This window comes from Turicibacter sp. KK003 (assembly GCF_037014675.1).
Taxonomy (GTDB): domain Bacteria; phylum Bacillota_I; class Bacilli_A; order MOL361; family Turicibacteraceae; genus Turicibacter; species Turicibacter faecis.
In genome coordinates, this window is the sequence record NZ_CP142738.1 from 1,803,779 (window position 1) to 1,824,474 (window position 20,696).

At 38.2% G+C, this 20,696-nt stretch carries 16 protein-coding genes; 1 reads left to right on the top strand and 15 read right to left on the bottom strand.

The annotated features are described in order from the left end of the window. Positions 1–5 precede the first annotated feature (5 nt). From aroA to VXM77_RS08925, 15 genes are all read right to left on the bottom strand, one after another. Positions 6–1,277, bottom strand: a complete 1,272-nt coding sequence (gene aroA / locus VXM77_RS08855) for a 3-phosphoshikimate 1-carboxyvinyltransferase (protein WP_161832277.1) — start codon at positions 1,275–1,277, stop codon at positions 6–8. After that, complete coding sequence (aroB, locus tag VXM77_RS08860) at positions 1,268–2,350, bottom strand: 3-dehydroquinate synthase (RefSeq protein ID WP_161832278.1); 1,083 nt, start codon at positions 2,348–2,350, stop codon at positions 1,268–1,270. The genes aroA and aroB overlap by 10 nt, the downstream gene beginning before the upstream one ends. Further along, positions 2,350–3,501 (bottom strand): chorismate synthase, encoded by a 1,152-nt coding sequence (gene aroC, locus VXM77_RS08865; protein ID WP_161832279.1) that lies wholly within the window; start codon positions 3,499–3,501, stop codon positions 2,350–2,352. Before aroC ends, aroB begins: the two co-directional genes overlap by 1 nt. An 11-nt stretch (positions 3,502–3,512) precedes the next feature. After that, positions 3,513–4,076 (bottom strand): GTP cyclohydrolase I FolE, encoded by a 564-nt coding sequence (gene folE, locus VXM77_RS08870; protein WP_161832280.1) that lies wholly within the window; start codon positions 4,074–4,076, stop codon positions 3,513–3,515. A gap of 471 nt (positions 4,077–4,547) precedes the next feature. Then, the gene (locus VXM77_RS08875; RefSeq protein WP_161832281.1) at positions 4,548–5,969 is read right to left on the bottom strand and encodes a glycogen synthase; all 1,422 of its coding nucleotides are present in this window, start codon (positions 5,967–5,969) and stop codon (positions 4,548–4,550) included. Positions 5,970–5,973: 4 nt separating this feature from the next. Then, positions 5,974–7,239: a glucose-1-phosphate adenylyltransferase gene (gene glgC / locus VXM77_RS08880; RefSeq protein WP_161832282.1), complete on the bottom strand. Its 1,266-nt coding sequence runs from the start codon at positions 7,237–7,239 to the stop codon at positions 5,974–5,976. Positions 7,240–7,598: 359 nt separating this feature from the next. Then, a complete protein-coding gene (nifJ, locus tag VXM77_RS08885) occupies positions 7,599–11,171 on the bottom strand; it encodes a pyruvate:ferredoxin (flavodoxin) oxidoreductase (RefSeq protein WP_161832283.1) in 3,573 nt (1,190 codons plus the stop codon). Between the two features lie 493 nt (positions 11,172–11,664). After that, positions 11,665–13,422, bottom strand: coding sequence for an NADH-dependent [FeFe] hydrogenase, group A6 (locus VXM77_RS08890; RefSeq protein ID WP_161832284.1), 1,758 nt, complete (start codon positions 13,420–13,422; stop codon positions 11,665–11,667). An 11-nt stretch (positions 13,423–13,433) separates the two neighbouring features. Next, positions 13,434–15,254 (bottom strand): NADH-quinone oxidoreductase subunit NuoF, encoded by a 1,821-nt coding sequence (nuoF, locus tag VXM77_RS08895; protein ID WP_161832285.1) that lies wholly within the window; start codon positions 15,252–15,254, stop codon positions 13,434–13,436. A gap of 31 nt (positions 15,255–15,285) precedes the next feature. Next, a complete protein-coding gene (locus tag VXM77_RS08900) occupies positions 15,286–15,654 on the bottom strand; it encodes a (2Fe-2S) ferredoxin domain-containing protein (RefSeq protein ID WP_161832286.1) in 369 nt (122 codons plus the stop codon). A gap of 20 nt (positions 15,655–15,674) precedes the next feature. Continuing rightward, a complete protein-coding gene (locus VXM77_RS08905) occupies positions 15,675–16,220 on the bottom strand; it encodes an ATP-binding protein (RefSeq protein ID WP_161832287.1) in 546 nt (181 codons plus the stop codon). A gap of 56 nt (positions 16,221–16,276) precedes the next feature. After that, entirely contained in the window at positions 16,277–16,621 is a 345-nt protein-coding gene (locus VXM77_RS08910; protein WP_161832288.1) for a hypothetical protein, read from the bottom strand. A 109-nt stretch (positions 16,622–16,730) separates the two neighbouring features. Next, positions 16,731–17,213 carry an NAD(P)H-dependent oxidoreductase subunit E gene (locus VXM77_RS08915; protein ID WP_161832289.1) on the bottom strand — a complete coding sequence of 161 codons (483 nt, stop codon included), beginning with the start codon at positions 17,211–17,213 and terminating at the stop codon, positions 16,731–16,733. Positions 17,214–17,492: 279 nt separating this feature from the next. Continuing rightward, a complete protein-coding gene (locus VXM77_RS08920; protein ID WP_289461060.1) occupies positions 17,493–18,437 on the bottom strand; it encodes an IS30 family transposase in 945 nt (314 codons plus the stop codon). A gap of 360 nt (positions 18,438–18,797) precedes the next feature. Next, positions 18,798–18,890, bottom strand: a complete 93-nt coding sequence (locus VXM77_RS08925; RefSeq protein WP_161831122.1) for a YjcZ family sporulation protein — start codon at positions 18,888–18,890, stop codon at positions 18,798–18,800. Between the two features lie 186 nt (positions 18,891–19,076). Here VXM77_RS08925 and VXM77_RS08930 point away from each other — a divergent pair, with 186 nt between their 5' ends. Then, positions 19,077–20,669 (top strand): peptidylprolyl isomerase, encoded by a 1,593-nt coding sequence (locus VXM77_RS08930; protein ID WP_161831123.1) that lies wholly within the window; start codon positions 19,077–19,079, stop codon positions 20,667–20,669. Positions 20,670–20,696: the final 27 nt, after the last annotated feature.

Below are 20,696 nucleotides of genomic sequence, written 5' to 3' on the forward strand. Positions count from 1 at the left end.
CACCTCTAATTTTCTGATAACGCTTGTAAATGTTGTAAAAAGTCCGGATAAGATATATTCATAGACTCAACATCTTCAATAACTAATGGTTTGTCTAATAAGAGTGAAGCGACGCAAAGCATCATCGCAATACGATGATCTTTATGGCTAGATACCTTAGCCTCGCAAAAATCCTCCATAGGATTTCCCTCAATAATCATTCCGTCTTCTGTCGCCTTAATCTTAGCTCCTATCGATGACAATTGCTGAACAGTTACATCGATACGATTCGTTTCTTTAACCTTTAACTCCTCAGCATCCTTAATGACTGTTGTTCCAACCGCTCTAGTTGCAAGCAAGGCTAAGATAGGAATTTCATCAATTAAGCGTGGAATCAACTCTCCCTCAATAACCGTTGCCGTTAGACGAGGCGTATACTCTACCTTTAAATCAGCTACAGGCTCGCCTCCAAAATAACGTGGGTTAAGAAGGGTCAAATTTCCTCCCATCGACTGAATAACGTCAATAATCCCGGATCTCGTTTCATTAATTCCCACATTATTTATGATAATTTCACTTCCAGGAACAATCAGTGCGGCAACTATAAAAAAGGCCGCAGAAGAAATATCTCCAGGTACAAAAACTTCTCCAGGTGTTTGGGGCATTTGAGGGCCCTCAATCGTAATCACTCGATTGAGCTTTTGATAGTGAATTTTAAAATCTTCAAACATCTTTTCGGTGTGATCTCTCGTGGGAATCGGTTCACTAATCGTTGTTCTTCCCTTTGCTAACATCCCCGCTAACATCACCGCCGATTTAACTTGTGCGCTAGCAACAGGTAATACATACGAGATACCACTTAAGTGACTTGGAAAGATATGAGCCGGAAGCGTTGCTTCCTCCTTTAATTCAATGCGCGCTCCCATTTGAGAAAGCGGGGTCACTACCCGTCTCATTGGCCGCCTTGATAAAGAGTCATCCCCGATTAATGTCACCGGTTTTTTCAAATAAGGAAACACGCCCATTAATAGGCGCGCTGTCGTCCCGGAATTTTTAGCATCTAAAACTGGAGACTCAATCTCAAAGGAGTCGATTCCCGGACTCGTAATCGTTAAACAGTTATTCTCAATGTGAGATTTAACGCCAAAGCTTTTAAATATTTCAAGTGTACTTAGACAATCTTCCCCAAGAAGTGGGTTATAAATCTGGGTTGTTCCCTTTGAAAGGCTACTAAATATAATAGCACGATGAGTAATCGACTTATCTGAAGCTACCGTTAAACTTCCTTTTAGTGACATACACGCTCCTCCTTCGTCGTGAATTCGCTAAGAAATTGTTTAAGTAACGTTTCAAGCCCCGCTATCGAAAATGAAACCAACTCGGGTTTAGCTAGTTGATTTAGCAAGACGAAGCGCACCTGTTTTCGTTGATTTTTTTTATCATGCATCATGTACCCTAAATACCGTTTAGCATGATCGACGTTAAACGGAAGTGGGAAATGCAGTCGTTTTAAATAGGTCAAATATTGACCGATAGCTAAATCAATACCAAAAATATGTTCACTTAAGTAAAGCGAAAATAAGATACCAATCGCAACGGCCTCTCCATGGGAAAGTTCCTTTTCATCTAATTCAATGGCATGTCCAAATGTATGACCAAAATTTAGATAGGCACGACATCCCTGTTCAAACTCATCCATTTGAACAATTTCCATTTTCACCATGAGGCTTTGAATTAATAACTGGGCAAAAGTCTCGTCCAAAAGGGCATCTAACGATTGAATTTGTAGCAACTGACGAAGTAAAGAGGGATTCGCAATAAATCCATGCTTAACCATCTCTGCTAACCCACATCGCCATTCCTTTTCCGATAGTGTTCTTAAAAAACGCAAATCATAAACCACGGCTTTTGGGGGATAAAAAGCGCCAATTAAATTTTTTCCTAATTCATGATTAATAGCGACCTTCCCTCCAATAGCACTATCATGGGCCAGTAATGTCGTTGGAATTTGAATAAAATCTATCCCTCTCATATAAGTCGCGGCAACAAATCCAGCTAAATCGCCCACAACGCCCCCACCGAAGGCAAGTAAACAGGCTTGACGATCGACTTGACTTTCGATAAGGAACGTCTGAATCTGATGATAACAATCAAAGCTTTTTGAGCTTTCCCCGGGAGTAATAATATAAGTTATCGTATTTTCCGGCAATACGTGTGATAACTTTTGATAATGTAAATCATAGACTGTTTGATCGGTCACAACAATCGTTTGAGTTGCCTGTTGTAAAAAAGGCGCTAGGACACTTAGGCAGTCTTCCCCAATGTAAATGGGATATTCACTTGATGACGTTTTAACTTGTAATTGTTTCATTAAAAATCCCTCATCGCTTGACGATGACGATTCATCGCCTCTACTAAGTTTGACATTTGATTTGATCCAAACTCCTCTAAAATTTCACGGGCTAACTCCATCGCAAGCACAGATTCTAGGACAATTCCGGCCGCCGGCACCACACAACTATCTGATCGCTCAATCATACTCTTTTCAACCTTTTTCGTTTCTATATGAATCGAATTCAAGGGTTGGTATAACGTTGGAATAGGTTTAATCATCGCATGGACAACCAATGGCATTCCATTAGTCATTCCACCCTCGAAGCCACCGTAGTGATTACTCGTTCGTATAAATCCTTGGTCATAGGCAATTTGGTCATGAACCTCACTTCCAAAAGAAGAACTTGAAAGCATCGCATCACCAAAATACACCCCTTTTACCGACTGAACCCCGATAAAAGCGGCCGCAATTTTGGCGTCTAACTTACGATCAAATTGAACATAGGTTCCAAGGGCCGGTGGCACATTTTTAGCGAGAACCTGAACGATTCCTCCTACTGAATCCCCTTGTTTTTTCGCATCATCGATATGTGCACACATCTTAGCAGAAACAATCGGGTCCACACATCGAACAGGCGAGTCTTGAATAGCCTCTTTAATTTCGTCAAAGGATAAATGCGTTTCCCCGATTGAAACCTTTCCAATTTGTAAAACGTGCGAAAGAACCTCAATTCCTAGCGCCGCTAAAATTTGTTTAGCAACAGCACCAACGGCAACGCGAATGGCCGTCTCACGGGCTGAGGAACGCTCTAATACATTTCTTAAATCACGGTGTCCGTATTTCATCGCCCCTACTAAATCCGCATGTCCAGGTCGTGGAACCTTTTTAATGTCGTATTCTAATGAAGGAATTGGCTCAATAGCCATGACCTCTGACCAATTTTTATTATCCTTATTCTTTATAACGAGTGTAATAGGCGATCCAAGTGTCATCCCATGGCGTACCCCACTTGTAATCTGCACTTGGTCACTTTCTATCTTCATTCGATCGCCACGTCCATAGCCTTGTTGACGGAGTTTAAGATCTTTGTTAATCATCTCTTCAGTTAACAAAAGCCCCGCAGGAACCCCTTCAATAATAGCCGTTAACTGTGGACCATGTGATTCACCGCTACATAAATAACGCATCCTATTCCTCCTTATCCTTTTATTAAATTTAACACTTCCTGTCTCATCGCTAAATCTTCTTTAAAAATTCCAGTGCTATAAATAGTTTTCGTGATTGCACCAGGTTTCTTAATGCCGCGCATCACCATGCACATATGTTCAGCCTCGATGACTACCATGACCCCTTTAGATTGAATCGAATTCGCAATTGTATCTCCTATCTGTTTTCCCATACGTTCTTGAAGTTGAGGTCTTCTTGAAATGACGTCTGTTACACGTGCAATTTTACTTAATCCAACAACCTCATTATTTTCCGGATAATAAGCCACATGAACTCGTCCGAAAAATGGCAGTAAATGATGCTCACACATCGAATGGAAAACGATATCTTGAACAACGACATATTGATCATATTCCTCACTAAAATAAACCTCTAAATGTTTTTTCGGATCCTCATGTAACCCTGAGAAAACTTCTTCATACATACGTGCGACACGCGCTGGTGTGTCAATGATTCCTGGTCGATTTGGATCCTCTCCAACTGCTTCTAAAATCATCTTAACCGCTGTTTCAATTTTACTTTTATCCACTGACATATTATCACCTTTTCACCTAGTCATTCGACATTTAAATATATATGCTATTTTATCATATTCTATATTAAAAATGACGAACATTTTCAAAATACGCGCTCTATGTCTCCCGTTATTTCCTATTATAAGACAAAGAGAGGGTCCTTAAACATCCCCCCTCTTTTAATCTCAAAAAAACTCTACTTCCCCGCACACCTTCTAAGCAAAGAAAAATATTGTTCCCATAACCCACTGCCTTTCATAAATTTAACTTTTTCAAAAATGGCCTTCCATTGACGTTGCGTCATTCCTTCAACAGGATAACAATAACAACCATCCTAATGACAAACGAGAATCCTCCTCATACATTAAATTCTCACCTTATCAAAAATTAGAACCATTCTACGTGGCAGTTTATCATCGCTGATAATTAATCGTTATCTGAAACCGATGGTTATTTCTCGGTTATATGAGAAAAAAAAGCATAAAAGCAAGTTAGCTTGCTTTTATGCTTTCTAATGGTTGATCCATCATTGATTGATATAATTCAACATAGCGTTGGGCCGAATTTTCCCAAGAATAATCTCCTGTCATCCCTGCAACTATCAATTGGCGCCAAACATCTTTATCTTGACGATAATAATTTACCGCGCGGCGAAGTGTGTGTAGCATATCGTGTGCATTGTAATTTGTAAAACTAAATCCGTTTCCTTCGATTGTTTCTTCGTTGTACGAATGAACCGTATCGTTTAATCCTCCCGTTTCACGTACAATCGGAACCGTTCCGTAACGGAGTGAAATTAATTGTGATAATCCACATGGCTCATATAATGACGGCATTAAGAACATATCGCTTGCTCCATAAACTAAATTAGCAAGCTCTCCGTTATATCCTAAATAGATTCCAACTTGATTTGGGTATTTATCGCGAATCCATTGGAAATATTGTTCGTATTTCGCTTCCCCTGATCCAAGTAAGAAAAACTGTACGCGATCATAAATTAAGTGCTCTTCTAAAATGTGTGTGATTAAATCAAGCCCTTTTTGTGAGTCTAATCGAGTGATAATACCGATTAATGGAATATCAGGATTTACTTCTAAATTAAAGCGCTGTTGTAACTCTTCTTTATTTTTAGCCTTTAATTCAAGCGTTTCAACGGTATATGGAGAAACTAATGCCGGATCCGTTTCTGGATTAAATAAATCCACATCAATTCCATTAACAATTCCTGTTAAATCCGCTTGACGCATTTTTAAAATATGATTTAGATTCTCTCCATAAAAATCAGTTAGAATTTCTTTCGCATACGTTTCGCTAACCGTTGTTACCTTATTCGCATACTGGATTCCTAACTGCATGTAGTTAATTTGAATATCATCAAAACGATAGCCTAGATGGCGAACAGCATGCGATGAAAATTGACCTTGGAATCGTAAGTTATGAATGGTATAGACCGTTTTTGTATTATAGTAAAATGGATCCGCATAATAGCGTTGATTCATAAAGAATGGAATCAATCCTGTTTGCCAATCATTTGTATGAATAATATCTGGCTGGAAGTTAATATTTTTCAATAACCTTAACGTAACCTCACAGAACATTGCAAATTGGTAATCACGGTCCGGACAATCATAGATAGAATCACGATTTGAAAATAAAGGTTCAAACATTAAATAATATTTGATTCCCTCTAATTCAACACAGTTAATCCAGAACATTTTCCCCATGACTTCAACATTCGTCACCCAATAGGCCCCTTTTAATAACCCTTCTGGGATTTGTTTATAGCCCGGCAAAATCACACAAACATCATGACCTTGTTTGGCTAATGCTTTTGGAAGGGCGTATGCCACATCGGCTAGCCCCCCTGTTTTAATAAATGGATAAACTTCTGACGAGACAAATGCAACTTTCACCGGCTTAGGCCTCCTTAGCAGGATAGATTGTACGACCACAAGTGATGATTTTATCATTGAAGTCTTCTTCTGAAACATGTGGGAAGATACGAACGTTTCTTTCAACAATTGTTCCCTCAGGTAGACGTACCCCTTTACCAATAACATTTAAACCACTAGATAATACTTTTGGTTTATCTTCATTTGCACATGATACTGCTCCGCGTCCAATAATACTTCCTTTACCGATGACACATTCTTTATCAATGATTGCTCCGTCAATGACACATCCTTCTTCAATAATTGTGTCATTCATAATAATACTATTACGAACAATTGCATTTGGATGAATATGAACACCTGGACTTACCACGCACTTTGTAACTGATCCAGCGACGATTGATCCATTTGAAATTAAACTTTGGCAAACTTGAGCTTTTGAACCAAATTTAGCTGTTGGTTTTTCCTCGCTCTTTGTATGAATAATCCAATTTGGATCATACATGTCTAATTGAATTTGATCAACAGTTGTTGTTAATTCTAAGTTAGCCTCTAAATATGATTCATAAGTTCCAACATCTTTCCAATAATCACGGAAGCGGTAAGAATAGACGTGTCCATGCTCAATTAAATGTGGGATAACATCGCTACCAAAATCTAATCCCTCTTTTTTAAGATGTTGTAATGTATTGATTAATACATCTGTTTTAAACACATAAATTCCCATAGAAGCTAAATTACTTTTAGGTTCTGCTGGTTTTTCAGCGAATTCTACAATACGTCCGTTCTCATCATCTGTTAAAATTCCAAAACGTGAAGCTTCCGCCCAATCTACTTCTTGTGCACAAACGGTTACATCTGCATTGTTATTAATGTGTTGTTCAATTAATGGACGATAATCCATTTTATAAATATGATCTCCTGATAAAATTAAAACATTATCCGGATTTTTACGTTTAATATAACTAATGTTTTGTAAAATTGCATCCGCCGTTCCTGTATACCATTGATCTGATGAATGCCCTTCACATGGTTGTAATAATGTAACTCCTGTATTTTTACGGTCAAAATCCCAAGCTTGACCTACCCCAATATGCTCGTTTAATGATAAAGGTAAGTATTGAGTTAAAATCCCAATATCATAGATTTCTGAATTTGAACAGTTACTCAATACGAAATCGATAATTCTAAATTTTCCTGCGAATGGAACGCTTGGTTTTGCTCTCCCAAGTGATAAAATGTCTAAGCGTGACCCACGCCCTCCTGCTAAAATCATAGCTAAAGTCTTCATTAAAAATTCCCCCATTTCTATCGTTTAAGCTGGCTATTAATTTTTATTCAGCACTACTTAGCACCTTCGAACCACCTAATATTATCACGCTAGATTCGGTATTTTTATCGTCTTTTGTCACATACCTCATAATTATTCTGTTTTATCGTAACCCGTTACACATCACCTACCAAGAAAACGTTTTCTCGACATTTTTATTTCTTTTATGACCCTTAGATGTTCTTTTTTGTCTTTTAATGAGTGGAGAGAAAACCCCACTAGACTGACTAAATCCGTTAATTTAACCAATAAAAAAATGTCTAACGCGAGGGGTTCCCCTACGTTAGACATTTTTGATGTGTGAGTACGTATTTATGAAATTATTCTTCAGTTACTGTTTCTTCTACTTCAACCTCATCTGAGAAGTCTAAAGCAGCCATACGTTGTAATTGGCGGAATCGACGTTGTGCATCTTTACGATTAGCCTCTAACAACTCCTCTGCATGATCTGGATTAATTTTTGTCACCTGAGCATAACGAGCTTCACTCATTAAGAAGTCACGGTATTTATCCCAATTTGGAGCTTTTGAATCCAATTGTAATGGATTTTTCCCAGCCTCTAATAACTCAGGATTGAAACGATATGTTGGCCAATAGCCACATTCAGTAGCTAATTTTGCTTGGCTCATTGAGTTTGCTAAACCGCCTTTAATCCCGTGTGCGATACATGGTGAATAAGCGATAACAATTGATGGACCTTGATGTTTTTCAGCTTCCATCATTGCTTTGATTACCTGTGCTTGATTTGCACCGTGAGAAACTTGGGCAACATAAACGTGTCCATATGACATCGCAATGGCAGCTAAGTCTTTTTTCTTACCACCTTTACCTGACGCTGTAAATTTAGCGATTGAAGCGGCACGCGATGACTTAGATGACTGACCACCTGTATTCGAGTAAACCTCTGTATCTAAAACTAAAATATTAACATCTTCATTATTAGCGATAACGTGGTCTAATCCACCATAACCGATGTCATAAGCCCATCCATCTCCACCAATAATCCAGTTCGATTGTTTAACTAAGTAATCTTTTAAATCTAAAATTTCTTGAACCTCTTGATTCGAAGAGTTTGCAATTGCAACCTCTAATTGAGGAGCTAATGCTTTTGTTACTTCTCCACTATTACGGTTATCTAACCATTTCGTAAATAATCCCGCTAATTCAGCATCAACTTTTTCGATATTTTCTTCCATTAATAATCCGATACGGTTACGTAATGTTTCTGCTGCAATGTGCATACCGAATCCAAACTCTGCATTATCTTCGAATAATGAGTTCGCCCATGCAGGACCTTTCCCTTCAGCGTTTGTTGTATAAGGTGTTGCAGGGAATGATGCACCGTAGATTGATGAACATCCTGTTGCATTGGCGATAGTCATACGATCACCAAATAAACGCGTTAATAAACTAATGTATGGCGTTTCTCCACATCCTGCACATGCTCCTGAGAATTCGAATAATGGTTGAGCAAATTGAGAACCTTTAACCGTTGTTTTCGGTAATAAATCATCTTTATAAGACACTTCGTTGAAGAAGTAATCCGCACGAGCAGCTTGCCCTGCTTCTAACTCTTCACCAATTGGAACCATAACTAATGCTTTATTTCCTTTTTTACCTGGACAGATGTGGGCACATACTTCACATCCTGTACAGTCTAATGTTGAAACTTGAATACAGTACTCTAAACCATCTAATCCTTTACCAATTGCTTTTAATGTACGTGTTCCTTCTGGCGCTTGCGCCTTTTCAGCCTCAGTCACTAAGAATGGACGAATAACCGCATGAGGACATACGTAAGCACATTGGTTACATTGGATACAGTTTTCCTCAATCCATTTTGGAACAAAGTTTGCAATTCCACGTTTTTCATAGGCCGCTGTTCCATTTGGCATTGTTCCATCCGCATAATCAACAAATGCTGAAACAGGTAAAGTATCTCCTTTACTATGGTTAATCACATCAGCAATTGTTTCTACGAAATGAGGGCGTCCTTCAGAAACTTTTACCTCTTCGTCGGCTAAGTTCACCCATGCAGGATCAACTGTAACTTCTACTAATCCCTCTGCCCCTTTATCAATCGCAGCAAAGTTCATCGCAATAATAGCCTCACCTTTACGTGAATATAATTTTTCTACATACTTTTTCATTAATTCTTGCGCACGAGCGTAAGGCATAATTTGTTCATTTAATTTAAAGAAAGCAGATTGCATAATCGTATTTGTACGACGTCCTAATCCAATTTCTTTAGCTAATGTCACGGCATCAATAATATAGAATTTCGCCTCTTTTTGTGCTAATAACTTTTTAAAGCTATTTGGCATGTGTTCTACAATCTCTTCTGCTGAATGAACCGTATTTAATAAGAACGTTCCACCTTGGCGTAATCCGCTAATCATATCATATTTTCCAATGTATGTATCCATTGAACATGAAACGAAGCTTGGTGTAGAAACTAAATAAGGCGCACGGATAACATCTTTTCCAAAACGTAAGTTAGAACGTGTTAATCCACCTGATTTCTTCGAATCATAGGCGAAATATGCTTGCGCATATAAATCCGTATTTTCTCCAATGATTTTAATTGTATTTTTATTAGCACCAATTGTTCCATCTGATCCTAATCCAAAGAATAACGCTTCGGTTACATCATCATTTAAAACCATGATTTCTTCTTTAACTGGTAATGATTTAAACGTCACATCATCAATAATACCTACCGTGAAGTCATCTTTCATTTCACCTGATAGATTATCATAGATTGCAACAATATGTGAAGGTGTTGTATCTTTAGAAGATAATCCGAAACGACCTCCTACAATTTTTGGAGCATTTTCACGGCCATGGAAAATTGAACGGATATCTAAACATAATGGCTCACTTGTTGCCCCTGGTTCTTTCGTACGGTCTAAAACCGCAATACGTTCTACCGTTTTTGGTAATACATTGAAGAAGTATTCTGAACTAAATGGACGGTATAAATGAACGGTAATAACCCCGACTTTGCGTCCTTCATTTTTAATTAAATAATCAACTGTTTCTTTAATCGTTTCTGTGATTGATCCCATGGCTACGATAATTTCAGTCGCATCTTCTGCCCCATAATACATAAATGGTTTATACTCGCGACCTGTAATTTCGCTAATTTTCTCCATATAATCTGCAACGATGGCTGGTACTGCATCGTAATATTTATTTTGAACTTCGCGTGTTTGGAAGTAAACATCGTCATTTTGTGCTGAACCTTTTGTCACTGGGTGATTTGGGTTAATCGCACGAGCGCGGAATTCACGTACTTTATCATAATCTAATAATTTTCCTAACTCTGCATAGTCCATCACTTCGATTTTTTGAATTTCATGTGATGTACGGAATCCATCAAAGAAATGTAAGAATGGAACACTTGATTTAATCGCTGCTAAGTGAGCAATTCCTCCTAGGTCCATCACCTCTTGAACAGAACTTGTCGATAACATAGCAAATCCTGTTTGACGAGCAGCATAAATATCTTGATGATCCCCAAAGATTGATAATGATTGAGCCGCGATCGCACGAGCCGATACGTGAATAACTCCAGGTAATAATTCACCCGCAATTTTATACATATTTGGAACTTTTAATAATAACCCTTGTGATGCTGTATAAGTCGTTGTTAATGCACCTGCTTGTAACGATCCATGGACTGTTCCAGCTGCCCCCGCTTCTGATTGCATCTCCACTAATTTCACTGGAGCTCCAAATAAATTTTTCTTACCTTGTGATGCCCATAAATCTGTATACTCCGCCATAGGTGTTGACGGCGTAATTGGATAAATTCCTGCGACCTCTGTAAATGCATACGAAACATAAGCCGCTGCTTGGCATCCGTCCATTGATTGGAACACTTTAGACATAAAACTTAACCTCCCTCATTCATAACTAGAAATATGTCCATTATACTATACTTAACTCTTCAAAACAATGATAGTAAAATGCTTCCATTATGATTCTAACATTTTTTAACATCATAATCAATTAATGGTGTAAACCTTTATTTTCCCCTTATCGAACCCATTCTTACCCTTCGCTTAAATAACGATTTAATTCGATAAAAGGAACGTTTTTTCATCTTTACTTTCTTAGTATACCTAACATTTATCAACTATCAAAGTTATTTGCTTTTATTTTTAAAAAACATTATAACGATTATTTTTTTACCTCGTAAAAAACTTACAGGACTCATTAGTTTTACCATGAGCCCTCGTAAGTTTCACTCGGTCACACCCCAAGAGTATTGCTCATAAATGGATTTTTTATAACACGATGGATCCTACTCAAACGCTAGGTCCCATTCATGAAAAGATAACGGCCTTCACTTTCAGTAGAATCCCCTCTTTTAACCTCTCCCTAGTCTTGAGAATAAATATCTCTCTTGACATACGTTGTATGTAAGAGTTCATGTGCCTTATGGCTATTAGGTTCGCCTAAATATTCCTGATATAAAGCTGAAATAACTGGATTTTCATGAGATTTTCGGATATGTTGTCGCTCATCATCACTATAAAGTGCCTGAGCCCGTTTACTTCTCACATCGACTCCTGCATTGTAAAGCGACGCTGGTACATGGGGTTGACCACCACCAGCTACACATCCACCACTACATCCCATAATTTCTACAAAGTGATACTGTTTTTGACCTTTTAAAATTTGATCCACCAGTTCTAAGGCATGCTTTCCACCATGAACGACCGCAACATTCAATGTTAAATCCCCCACCGTTAAAGTTGCCTCTTTTAAATCATCAACCCCACGCACTGAATGATAAGTAATTTCTTCTAGGCTTTGTCCAGATAAGACATCTGCCGCTGTTCTTAAGGCGGCCTCCATCACACCTCCGGTTACCCCAAAAATGGTTCCAGCCCCGCTGTATTCACTTAAAGGTTGATCAAAAGCCTCATCAGGTAAATGAACAAAGTCAAGACCGTACATTCGAATCATTCGTGCAAGTTCACGTGTTGTGATAGAAGCATCTACATCCTGCAAGCCGTTTGTCTTCATCTCTTCTCGTTCTAACTCTCCTTTTTTAGCAATGCATGGCATTACCGAAACACAATAGATGTTAGCTGGGTCTACTTGATTTTTTTCCGCCCAATAAGATTTTAAAATCGCACCAAACATTTGTTGGGGTGACTTGCATGAAGAAAGATGCGGTAAAATTTCAGGTCGATATTGCTCAGCTAATCGAATCCATCCCGGTGAACATGAAGTAATCATGGGTAAGACACCGTTATTTTTAACACGATCTAATAATTCATAGGCCTCTTCCATTATGGTTAAATCTGCACTAAAGTTAGTATCAAAAACTTTCGCTGTTGGGCCGCCAATTCGACGAAGGGCTGCCGCAATTTTTCCCCCAACGTGAGTTCCAATTGGTAAGCCAAACTCTTCACCTAAAGCAGCACGGACGGCAGGTGCCACTTGAAAGACAACCACTTTATCTGGATCATCAATCGCTTGAATGACCTCATCAATTGTTGAATGTTCTGACAGAGCTGCTGTTGGACAAACATTAATACATTGTCCACAATGAATACACCCTGCTTGATCCATACTCATCTCAAAGGCTGGTCCAATGTACGTTTGAAAGCCTCGTTGGTTAAAGGCTAACACTTCTGTCCCTGCTTTTTCACGACAGGCGGCAACACAACGACCGCATAAAATACATTTCGATGTATCTCTCACAATGGAATATGAATCATCCCGATAAAATGGAACTCGGCATTCCCCACTAAACCGATGGGTATCACAATTTAAATCATTAGACAATTGTTTCAACTCACAGTCATGATTACGTTCACATGTCGTACATTCGACACGGTGATTAGCAAGTAAAAGTTCGACGGTCATTTTTCTGGCGTCTAACACACGTTTTGAATGTGTTTTAATTTCCATTCCCTCGCTCACTTTCATATTACATGCCGTTACGAGCGAACGAGCGCCTTTCACTTCAACAACGCACACTCGACAAGCACCTGTTTCATTTAAATCTTTCAAAAAACAAAGGGTTGGGATTTTAATCCCTGCCTCGCGTGCAGCCTCTAAAATCGTATACGTATCAGGAACCGTATACGGCATTCCATTTAAAGTAATATGAACGACTCCCATCTTTCCTCCCCCTATCGTTTAATAATTGCACTAATTTTAGTCGGACAGTGGGCCATACAAGAACCACATTTAATACACGCCTCTGGGTCAATCACATGGCGACGACGTCCTGTTTTAGCATTCACAACTTCCCCAATAGGTTGAATGCAGTGCACTGGACAAGATCTCGCACATGAACCACAACCGATGCATTTCTCAGTGATATAATACTCTAATAAATTTGAACAAACTCCTGCCGGACAACGTTTATCAACAACGTGCGCTAAATATTCCTCTTTAAAATGGCGTAATGTTGACAATACAGGATTCGGAGCAGATTGACCTAAACCACATAGCGAATTTTCCTTAATATATTTTGCTAAGTGTTCGAGCTCATCCAAATCTTTAAGTTCACCTTTTCCCTCCGTGATTTTTTTTAGAATTTCTTTCATACGTTTCGTTCCTTCACGGCAAGGCGTACACTTACCGCACGATTCATCGCATGTAAAATCTAAATAAAAATGGGCGATATCAACCATGCAGTTATCTTCATCCATAACGATTAATCCCCCAGATCCCATCATTGAACCCAGTGAAACTAAATTATCAAAATCGATGGCCGTATCTAAATATTCCTCAGTTAAACATCCTCCCGATGGTCCTCCTGTTTGGGCAGCTTTAAATTTTTTCCCGTTCGGAATTCCACCCCCAATATCGTAAACAACCTCGCGAAGAGTCGTTCCCATTGGAATCTCAACAAGTCCCGTATTATTAATTTTTCCACCTAATGCAAATACTTTTGTTCCCTTCGAGCGTTCAGTTCCAATACTTGAAAACCATTCGCCCCCATTTAAAATAATTTGCGGCACATTCGCATACGTCTCAACATTATTCAATAATGTTGGTTTTCCCCATACCCCTTTAACCGCTGGAAAAGGTGGACGTGGACGCGGCATTCCCCGCTTTCCTTCAATCGATTCGATAAGAGCTGTTTCTTCACCACAAACAAATGCCCCTGCACCTAAACGTAATTCAATATCAAAATTAAAACCTGTATTAAAAATATTTTCCCCTAGCATTCCGTATTCATGGGCTTGTTCAATGGCAATCTGCAATCGTTTAACCGCAATAGGGTACTCTGCTCTAACATAAATATACCCCGTATTAGCACCTACGGCATATCCTGCAATAGCCATAGCCTCCAAAACGGCATGCGGATCTCCCTCTAAAATAGAACGATCCATAAAGGCTCCTGGGTCACCTTCATCGGCATTACAAGCCACATATTTTTGATCTCCTTTTGCCTTATAGGTAAACTCCCACTTCAATCCAGTTGGAAATCCTCCACCCCCACGACCGCGTAAACCTGATGTTTTAATTTGATCAATAATTTCCTCAGGTGTCATTTCAGTTAATGCCTTGGCTAATGCCTTATATCCATCGTAGGCAATGTACTCATCAATATTTTCAGGGTTAATTTTCCCACAATTTCTTAAAGCTAATCGGGTTTGTTTTGCATAAAACTCGACTTCATTGACGGATTTAACCTCACCATCAACTAATGCTTCCTTATAAAGTAACTCTTTAACAATTCGTCCTTTTAATAGGTGCTCCGTTGCAATCTTATCTACATCGCTTACCTTTACCTTAGAATAAAAAACACCTTCTGGATAGACAATCATAATCGGTCCCGCTTCACATAAGCCAAAGCACCCCGTCATCGTCACTTTGACTTCCTCGTCAAGTCCGAGCTCTTCTAGTTTTTCCTCTAATGCTTGTTTAATCTCTTTTGACCGTGAAGACGTGCAACCCGTTCCTCCACAAATCAAAACATGCGCACGATATTCTGACATGAAGTTCCCCCCTCTTATTTACAAAAAACATCTAAATAGAAGTGCTATCTTCCGTAAACTCAGATACGACCTTTCCGTTCATTAAATGTTCTAGGACAACGTGTTTTGCTTTCTCCTCATTCATCTGAAGATACGTTGTTTTCCCTAAATGATCAAAAATCTCCACGACCGGTTCATTTCCGCACACTTCAAATTCCCCCGATTGAGTGATCATTACATTCATTAAGCCTTGTTGATTCACCTCGTGTACAAACGCTTTTAAAACTTCTCTCGCACCTGAGGCAATGCCACATGTCCCCATACCAACCACTACTTTGACCGGTGCCTGATCAAGACGTCTTAAATGCAAATCATCTAATGTGCGCTTACGAATTTGCTCCAACTCCTCTAATGTTTTCACAACCAATCACTCCCCTCATCTCAATAGGATGTAAATGAAAAATCATTTGTCTCAATTTCTCGCTTCACCCACGCTATTGTATTCGGATGATTCACTAATTCCTCACCCACAACTTCTCTGACGCTTAGCGTCTCAAATCGATAATTCAATGATCCCTTTTGATGCATATAAATCAGATTAACCGTGGGGGCTATCTGAATAATGGTATACAACGTCTGATGGATATTTCCAAAGGGTGGACGATCCAGATGATTGAGCTTCATTTTAGCGCGTACACTCGTTCCAATTCCTTCCCTAGACTGAATAAGAACATTTCCTTCACACCGTTTAGCCCGCTCAATCAGTAACGGAATCCCTAATCCTACTCTATGATTACTCTTCGTTGTAAAAAAAGGATAAGTTGCTTCCTTGCACACCTGTGACGACATTCCAACCCCATTATCCTTAATTTCAAGTTCAAGTTCGTTCCACTCTAATGTTTCCGCGACCTTAATTTCAATCACCGTTGCATGCGCCCGAATTGAATTCATTGCCAGGTCTAAAATAGACATTGATAAGTCCCGCATCCCTTTTCCTCCTCCACATCATCGTTGTCCTCAATCACCAGACGCACTATCTCATTTCAATACCTCTGGCTATCCCTCAATGTAAATAACTTGATAAGTTCGACAGCGCTCAAAGGAGAAGAAAATAAATGAACTCCATTTTGACTAGCAGCCTCTATCGTTTCTGCCGGTACCTCCACTCCGTCTACCACAATAATTGCCCTTAAATTTTTTAAACTTGCAACCGCAACAATCGTTGGATGACTCTGAACCGTTAACCATACTTGATGAGGTTTAGCCTGCTTTAACACGTGACTCAATAAATCACCTACATATAGGTCATGAACCTGTTGAAGTTGATCGTCTATCCCGGGACTTAACGCATAAATAGGGAAACATTTAAAAGTTGGACTCCTATTCACAGCTATCATTCCTTTTATTCTTACCCATTTAAGCAAATTTTCTAAGCATCGAGGGTAGGCTCAAACCGACCCTGTCGCTTCATTCGCCCCTTGCAAAAATGGGATAGATTCATTCATCGTTATACTTTTTAAAGATGTCATCAATTTGTTTCAATGTCACCTTTCCATAAACCTCATCATCTACCGTCATAACAGGGGCTAACCCACAGGCCCCAATACAACGTGTGGCTACTAATGAAAATTTTCCATCAGCCGTTGTCTGGTCAGGTTCAATTCCAAGCTCTGCCTTTATTTTATCTAAAATCGCCTGCGAACCTTTGACATAACAAGCCGTTCCTAAGCAAACCCCGACCACATGCTCACCTTTAGGAGTTGTTGAAAATTGGGAATAGAACGTAACGACTCCATGAATTCTAGCTACCGAGATTCCCGTCCGACTTGAGATAAATTTTTGAACCTCAAGTGGAATATACCCAAAAATATTTTGTGCTTCATGTAAAATCGGCATTAAGCCATCCGTCTCTTTCGAATGCGCCTCGATAAAAAGTGACAACTTTTCATAATTTTCTGGCGTTAAACTTGATTGTCTCATGAGACCTCCTCCTTAATAATTAAGAATCAAAGAGATGACCAAAAAGTCGGTGTTTATCTACTTGAAAAAAAACTTAAATCAAATAAATCGCCTCTGATTTAATCTCTTTTTGACACCTAATAAACTATATGTCTCTTGAGTACAATTTAGACATTTAAAAAGACTTTCTAACAAACCCATGTGAATGGGATTAAAGATCCCTTCTCTATCTCTTATCCTTATAATAAGGAAATAGCTATTCTAAACTATCCTAGGCTTATTTTTGCATAAGACGAATTGTCAATACAAATGCGACAGTTTCTCATGAAATAGCTCGAATGAAGTTTTCCAACCTAAGCATTTTCGTGGTCGATGATTAATGAGGAGGAGGGCTTCATCAATCTCTTTCTCACTAACTCGTGCTAAGTCCGTCTTCTTCGGAAAGAATTCTCGAAGAAGACCATTGGCATTTTCATTACTTCCTCTTTGCCAAGAGGAATAGGCGTCAGCGAAGTAAACAGGAACCTTTAAATCTGCTTCTACTTTGGAATAACAAGCAAACTCTTTTCCTCGATCAACGGTATAAGTTTTAAAGGTGTCTTTAGGAAAATGTTCATATAACTCACTAATCGCTCGGTACATTTCAGATGCTGAGCGATTTTCGATTTTAACGGCGACATAAAATCGTGTTTGACGTTCAATAAATGTAGCTAAACATCCTTTACTTTTACCACGGCTTGAAACAACTGTATCAAGTTCCCAATGACCAAATGCCTGACGTTTTTTTACCTCTTTCGGACGTTGATGAATTGATGTCCCAATGTTAAATCGTCCGCGTGTTTCTCGTGGTTTTCGGCGTTTTCCCTTTTGCCTTAAACAGCTTAAATCCCCTAACAAAATCGTTCCGTCATAAATCCAACGATAAATAGTTTTGAATGAAATAACACCCTTTAAAACCGTATTAGAAATTTGTTCAGGCGACCAGGTTAACTTTAAATAATGTTGGATGGTTTGAATAACTTCTTCAGATTTGGTCTCTGGACGATGACAAACTAAGCGACGTTGCTCGGCTAATTCATCTGCTAGCTCTGCTTGATACGTCTTTTGAGTATTTCGTTTTAGTTCACGAGCAATGGTTGAATGATGACGATTTAATTGCCCCGCAATTTGTCTCGTTGAATAACCCATTTTTGAAAGAACTTCTATACGTGTACGCTCAAATGTGTTAAGATGTTTATAACTCATAAATAGATCTCCTTGTTAAGAATTTGGTGTGGTAACTTCATTCTATAACAAAGAATTCTATTTATGAGCTTTTTTTATTTGTCGCACTTAATATTACAATCTGTCATAATAAAAAGGACCTTACGGTCCTTTTCCCCACATAATAGCGGATACCATTCACTTTTTATCACTATAAATTATTTACTAATTAGCAAACCATTCTACCACAGCAGCAGCTGATGATCACTAATAAAATAAATAAAACTAAAATAAATGCACAGTTATTTCCACACATAATAAATCTCTCCTTAAAATTTAATCATAATTTAGATATAGGCTCCCAATTGAGCTTAAGATTACTTGGATCTCATTTTATTTCGATTAGCACATACCGAATCCGCATCCACATCCGCATCCAATAATAACTAATAAGATAAATAAAACTAAGATAAATGCACAACCATTTCCGAACATAATCTCAACTCCTTTCCAACCTTTCCACTCAGTTTCCTGAGCTAATATATCCTATGAATTTTTCGCAATTTGGTTTATGTTTTTACTCAAATTCCACAAAAACCTACCAAAAAAATATTGTTCCAAAATTTGAAAAATGATATGATTAAAAACGTTAAATTAAACAAAATAGAGGATGTGAACACAATGAAAAAGTACTTCCTAGCAACAGCGGCCGTTGTTACAACATTATTTCTCGGTGCCTGTTCAAATAAAAACGAAATTGGGATGAGTGTCCCAAATGGAAATGAAAAATTTATTACCTCTGATGTCGGTGATATTACAAAACAACAAGTATTTGATAAAATGGTAACCAAAGCGGGATTAGGTGCACTATTAGACTTAGTTGATTTCGATGTTTTATCTCAACAATATGAAATTGATGAAGCGGAAGTCGATAAAATCATCGCTCAATATAAAGAAAAAAATGCTAATTTTGAGGAATTTTTAACTGCTCAAGGATTTAAGGATGAAGCGGAACTTCGCCAATATATCGAATTAAATTTATATCGCCAAAAAGTAGCGGATGAAATTTCAGTCGTAACGGATGCAGAACTTGAAAAAGCATATGAGAGAGCTTACGAAATTGGAGCTCGTCATATTTTAGTAGCTGATGAAAAAACAGCAAAAGAAATTATAAAAAAATTAGATGAAGCAGAAGATAAAGAAGCGACTTTCCAAGAGTTAGCAAAAGAATATGGAACGGATGGAACAAAAGATAAAGGTGGAGATCTTGGAACATTCGGTCAAGATGCCATGATTAGTGATTTCGAAGATGCTGCTTACGCTCTTGAGGTTGGAACGTATACAACAGAGCCAGTTAAAACAAAATTTGGATATCACGTCATTTATAAATACTCTGAAGGTGAGAAAAAACCATTTGAAGAAGTAAAAGAGGAATTAACTGAAAAACTTCGTGAGAAAAAATTATCAGATGAAGCGTTCGTTGCCGCCCTTGCGGAAAAACGTGAAGAAGCAGGATTTGTCTTAATGAACGACTTCTTAGAAGAGCAATATACTGATTATTCAAAAACATATAAAAAATCAAATGAAACTAGTAATTCAGTCGTTGCTAAAATTAAAGACCATGAATATACGGTTGAGCAATTATACAATGAATTAGTTCCAGCTTACGGATTATCTGATGGAATTTCATTAATTGACGGTAAATTATTAGAAAAGAAATATCCAGTTGACAAAAAAGCCATTAAAGAATTAATTGATCAATTTAAAGTTGCTTACGGAACAAATTATTATACAGCAATGGCGCAAAACGGATTAAATAACGACGATGAAATTTATGAATATTTCAAACTCGCTCAATTGCAAGATGCAGCCTTAGCCGAGGCTTACCCGATTACAGATGAAATGCTTCAACAATTATATGATGAAAAATACGGTGAAAAAGCACAAGCCGATAAAGCTGAAAAATCAGAATCAACAGATAAAGAAGCTGAAGAAAAAACTGAAGTAAAATCTTTCGAAGATGCGAAAGAAGAACTTGAGTCATTAGCACGCCAACAACAATATACTCAATTACGTTTAGAGACATTATTAATTAAATTCCGCTCAGAGGCTAACTTTAAATTTACCGATGAGACATTACAAAAACGTTATGAAACAATTGTAGCGAACATCGAAAAACAAGCTGCCGATGAAGAGGCTGCCCGTCAAACACAATCAAATGAAAATCAACCTGCTGAGGAAAACAATCAAGAAACAGGAGATACAGCTGAATAATAAAAAAATGACTGGTCTAAAACGACC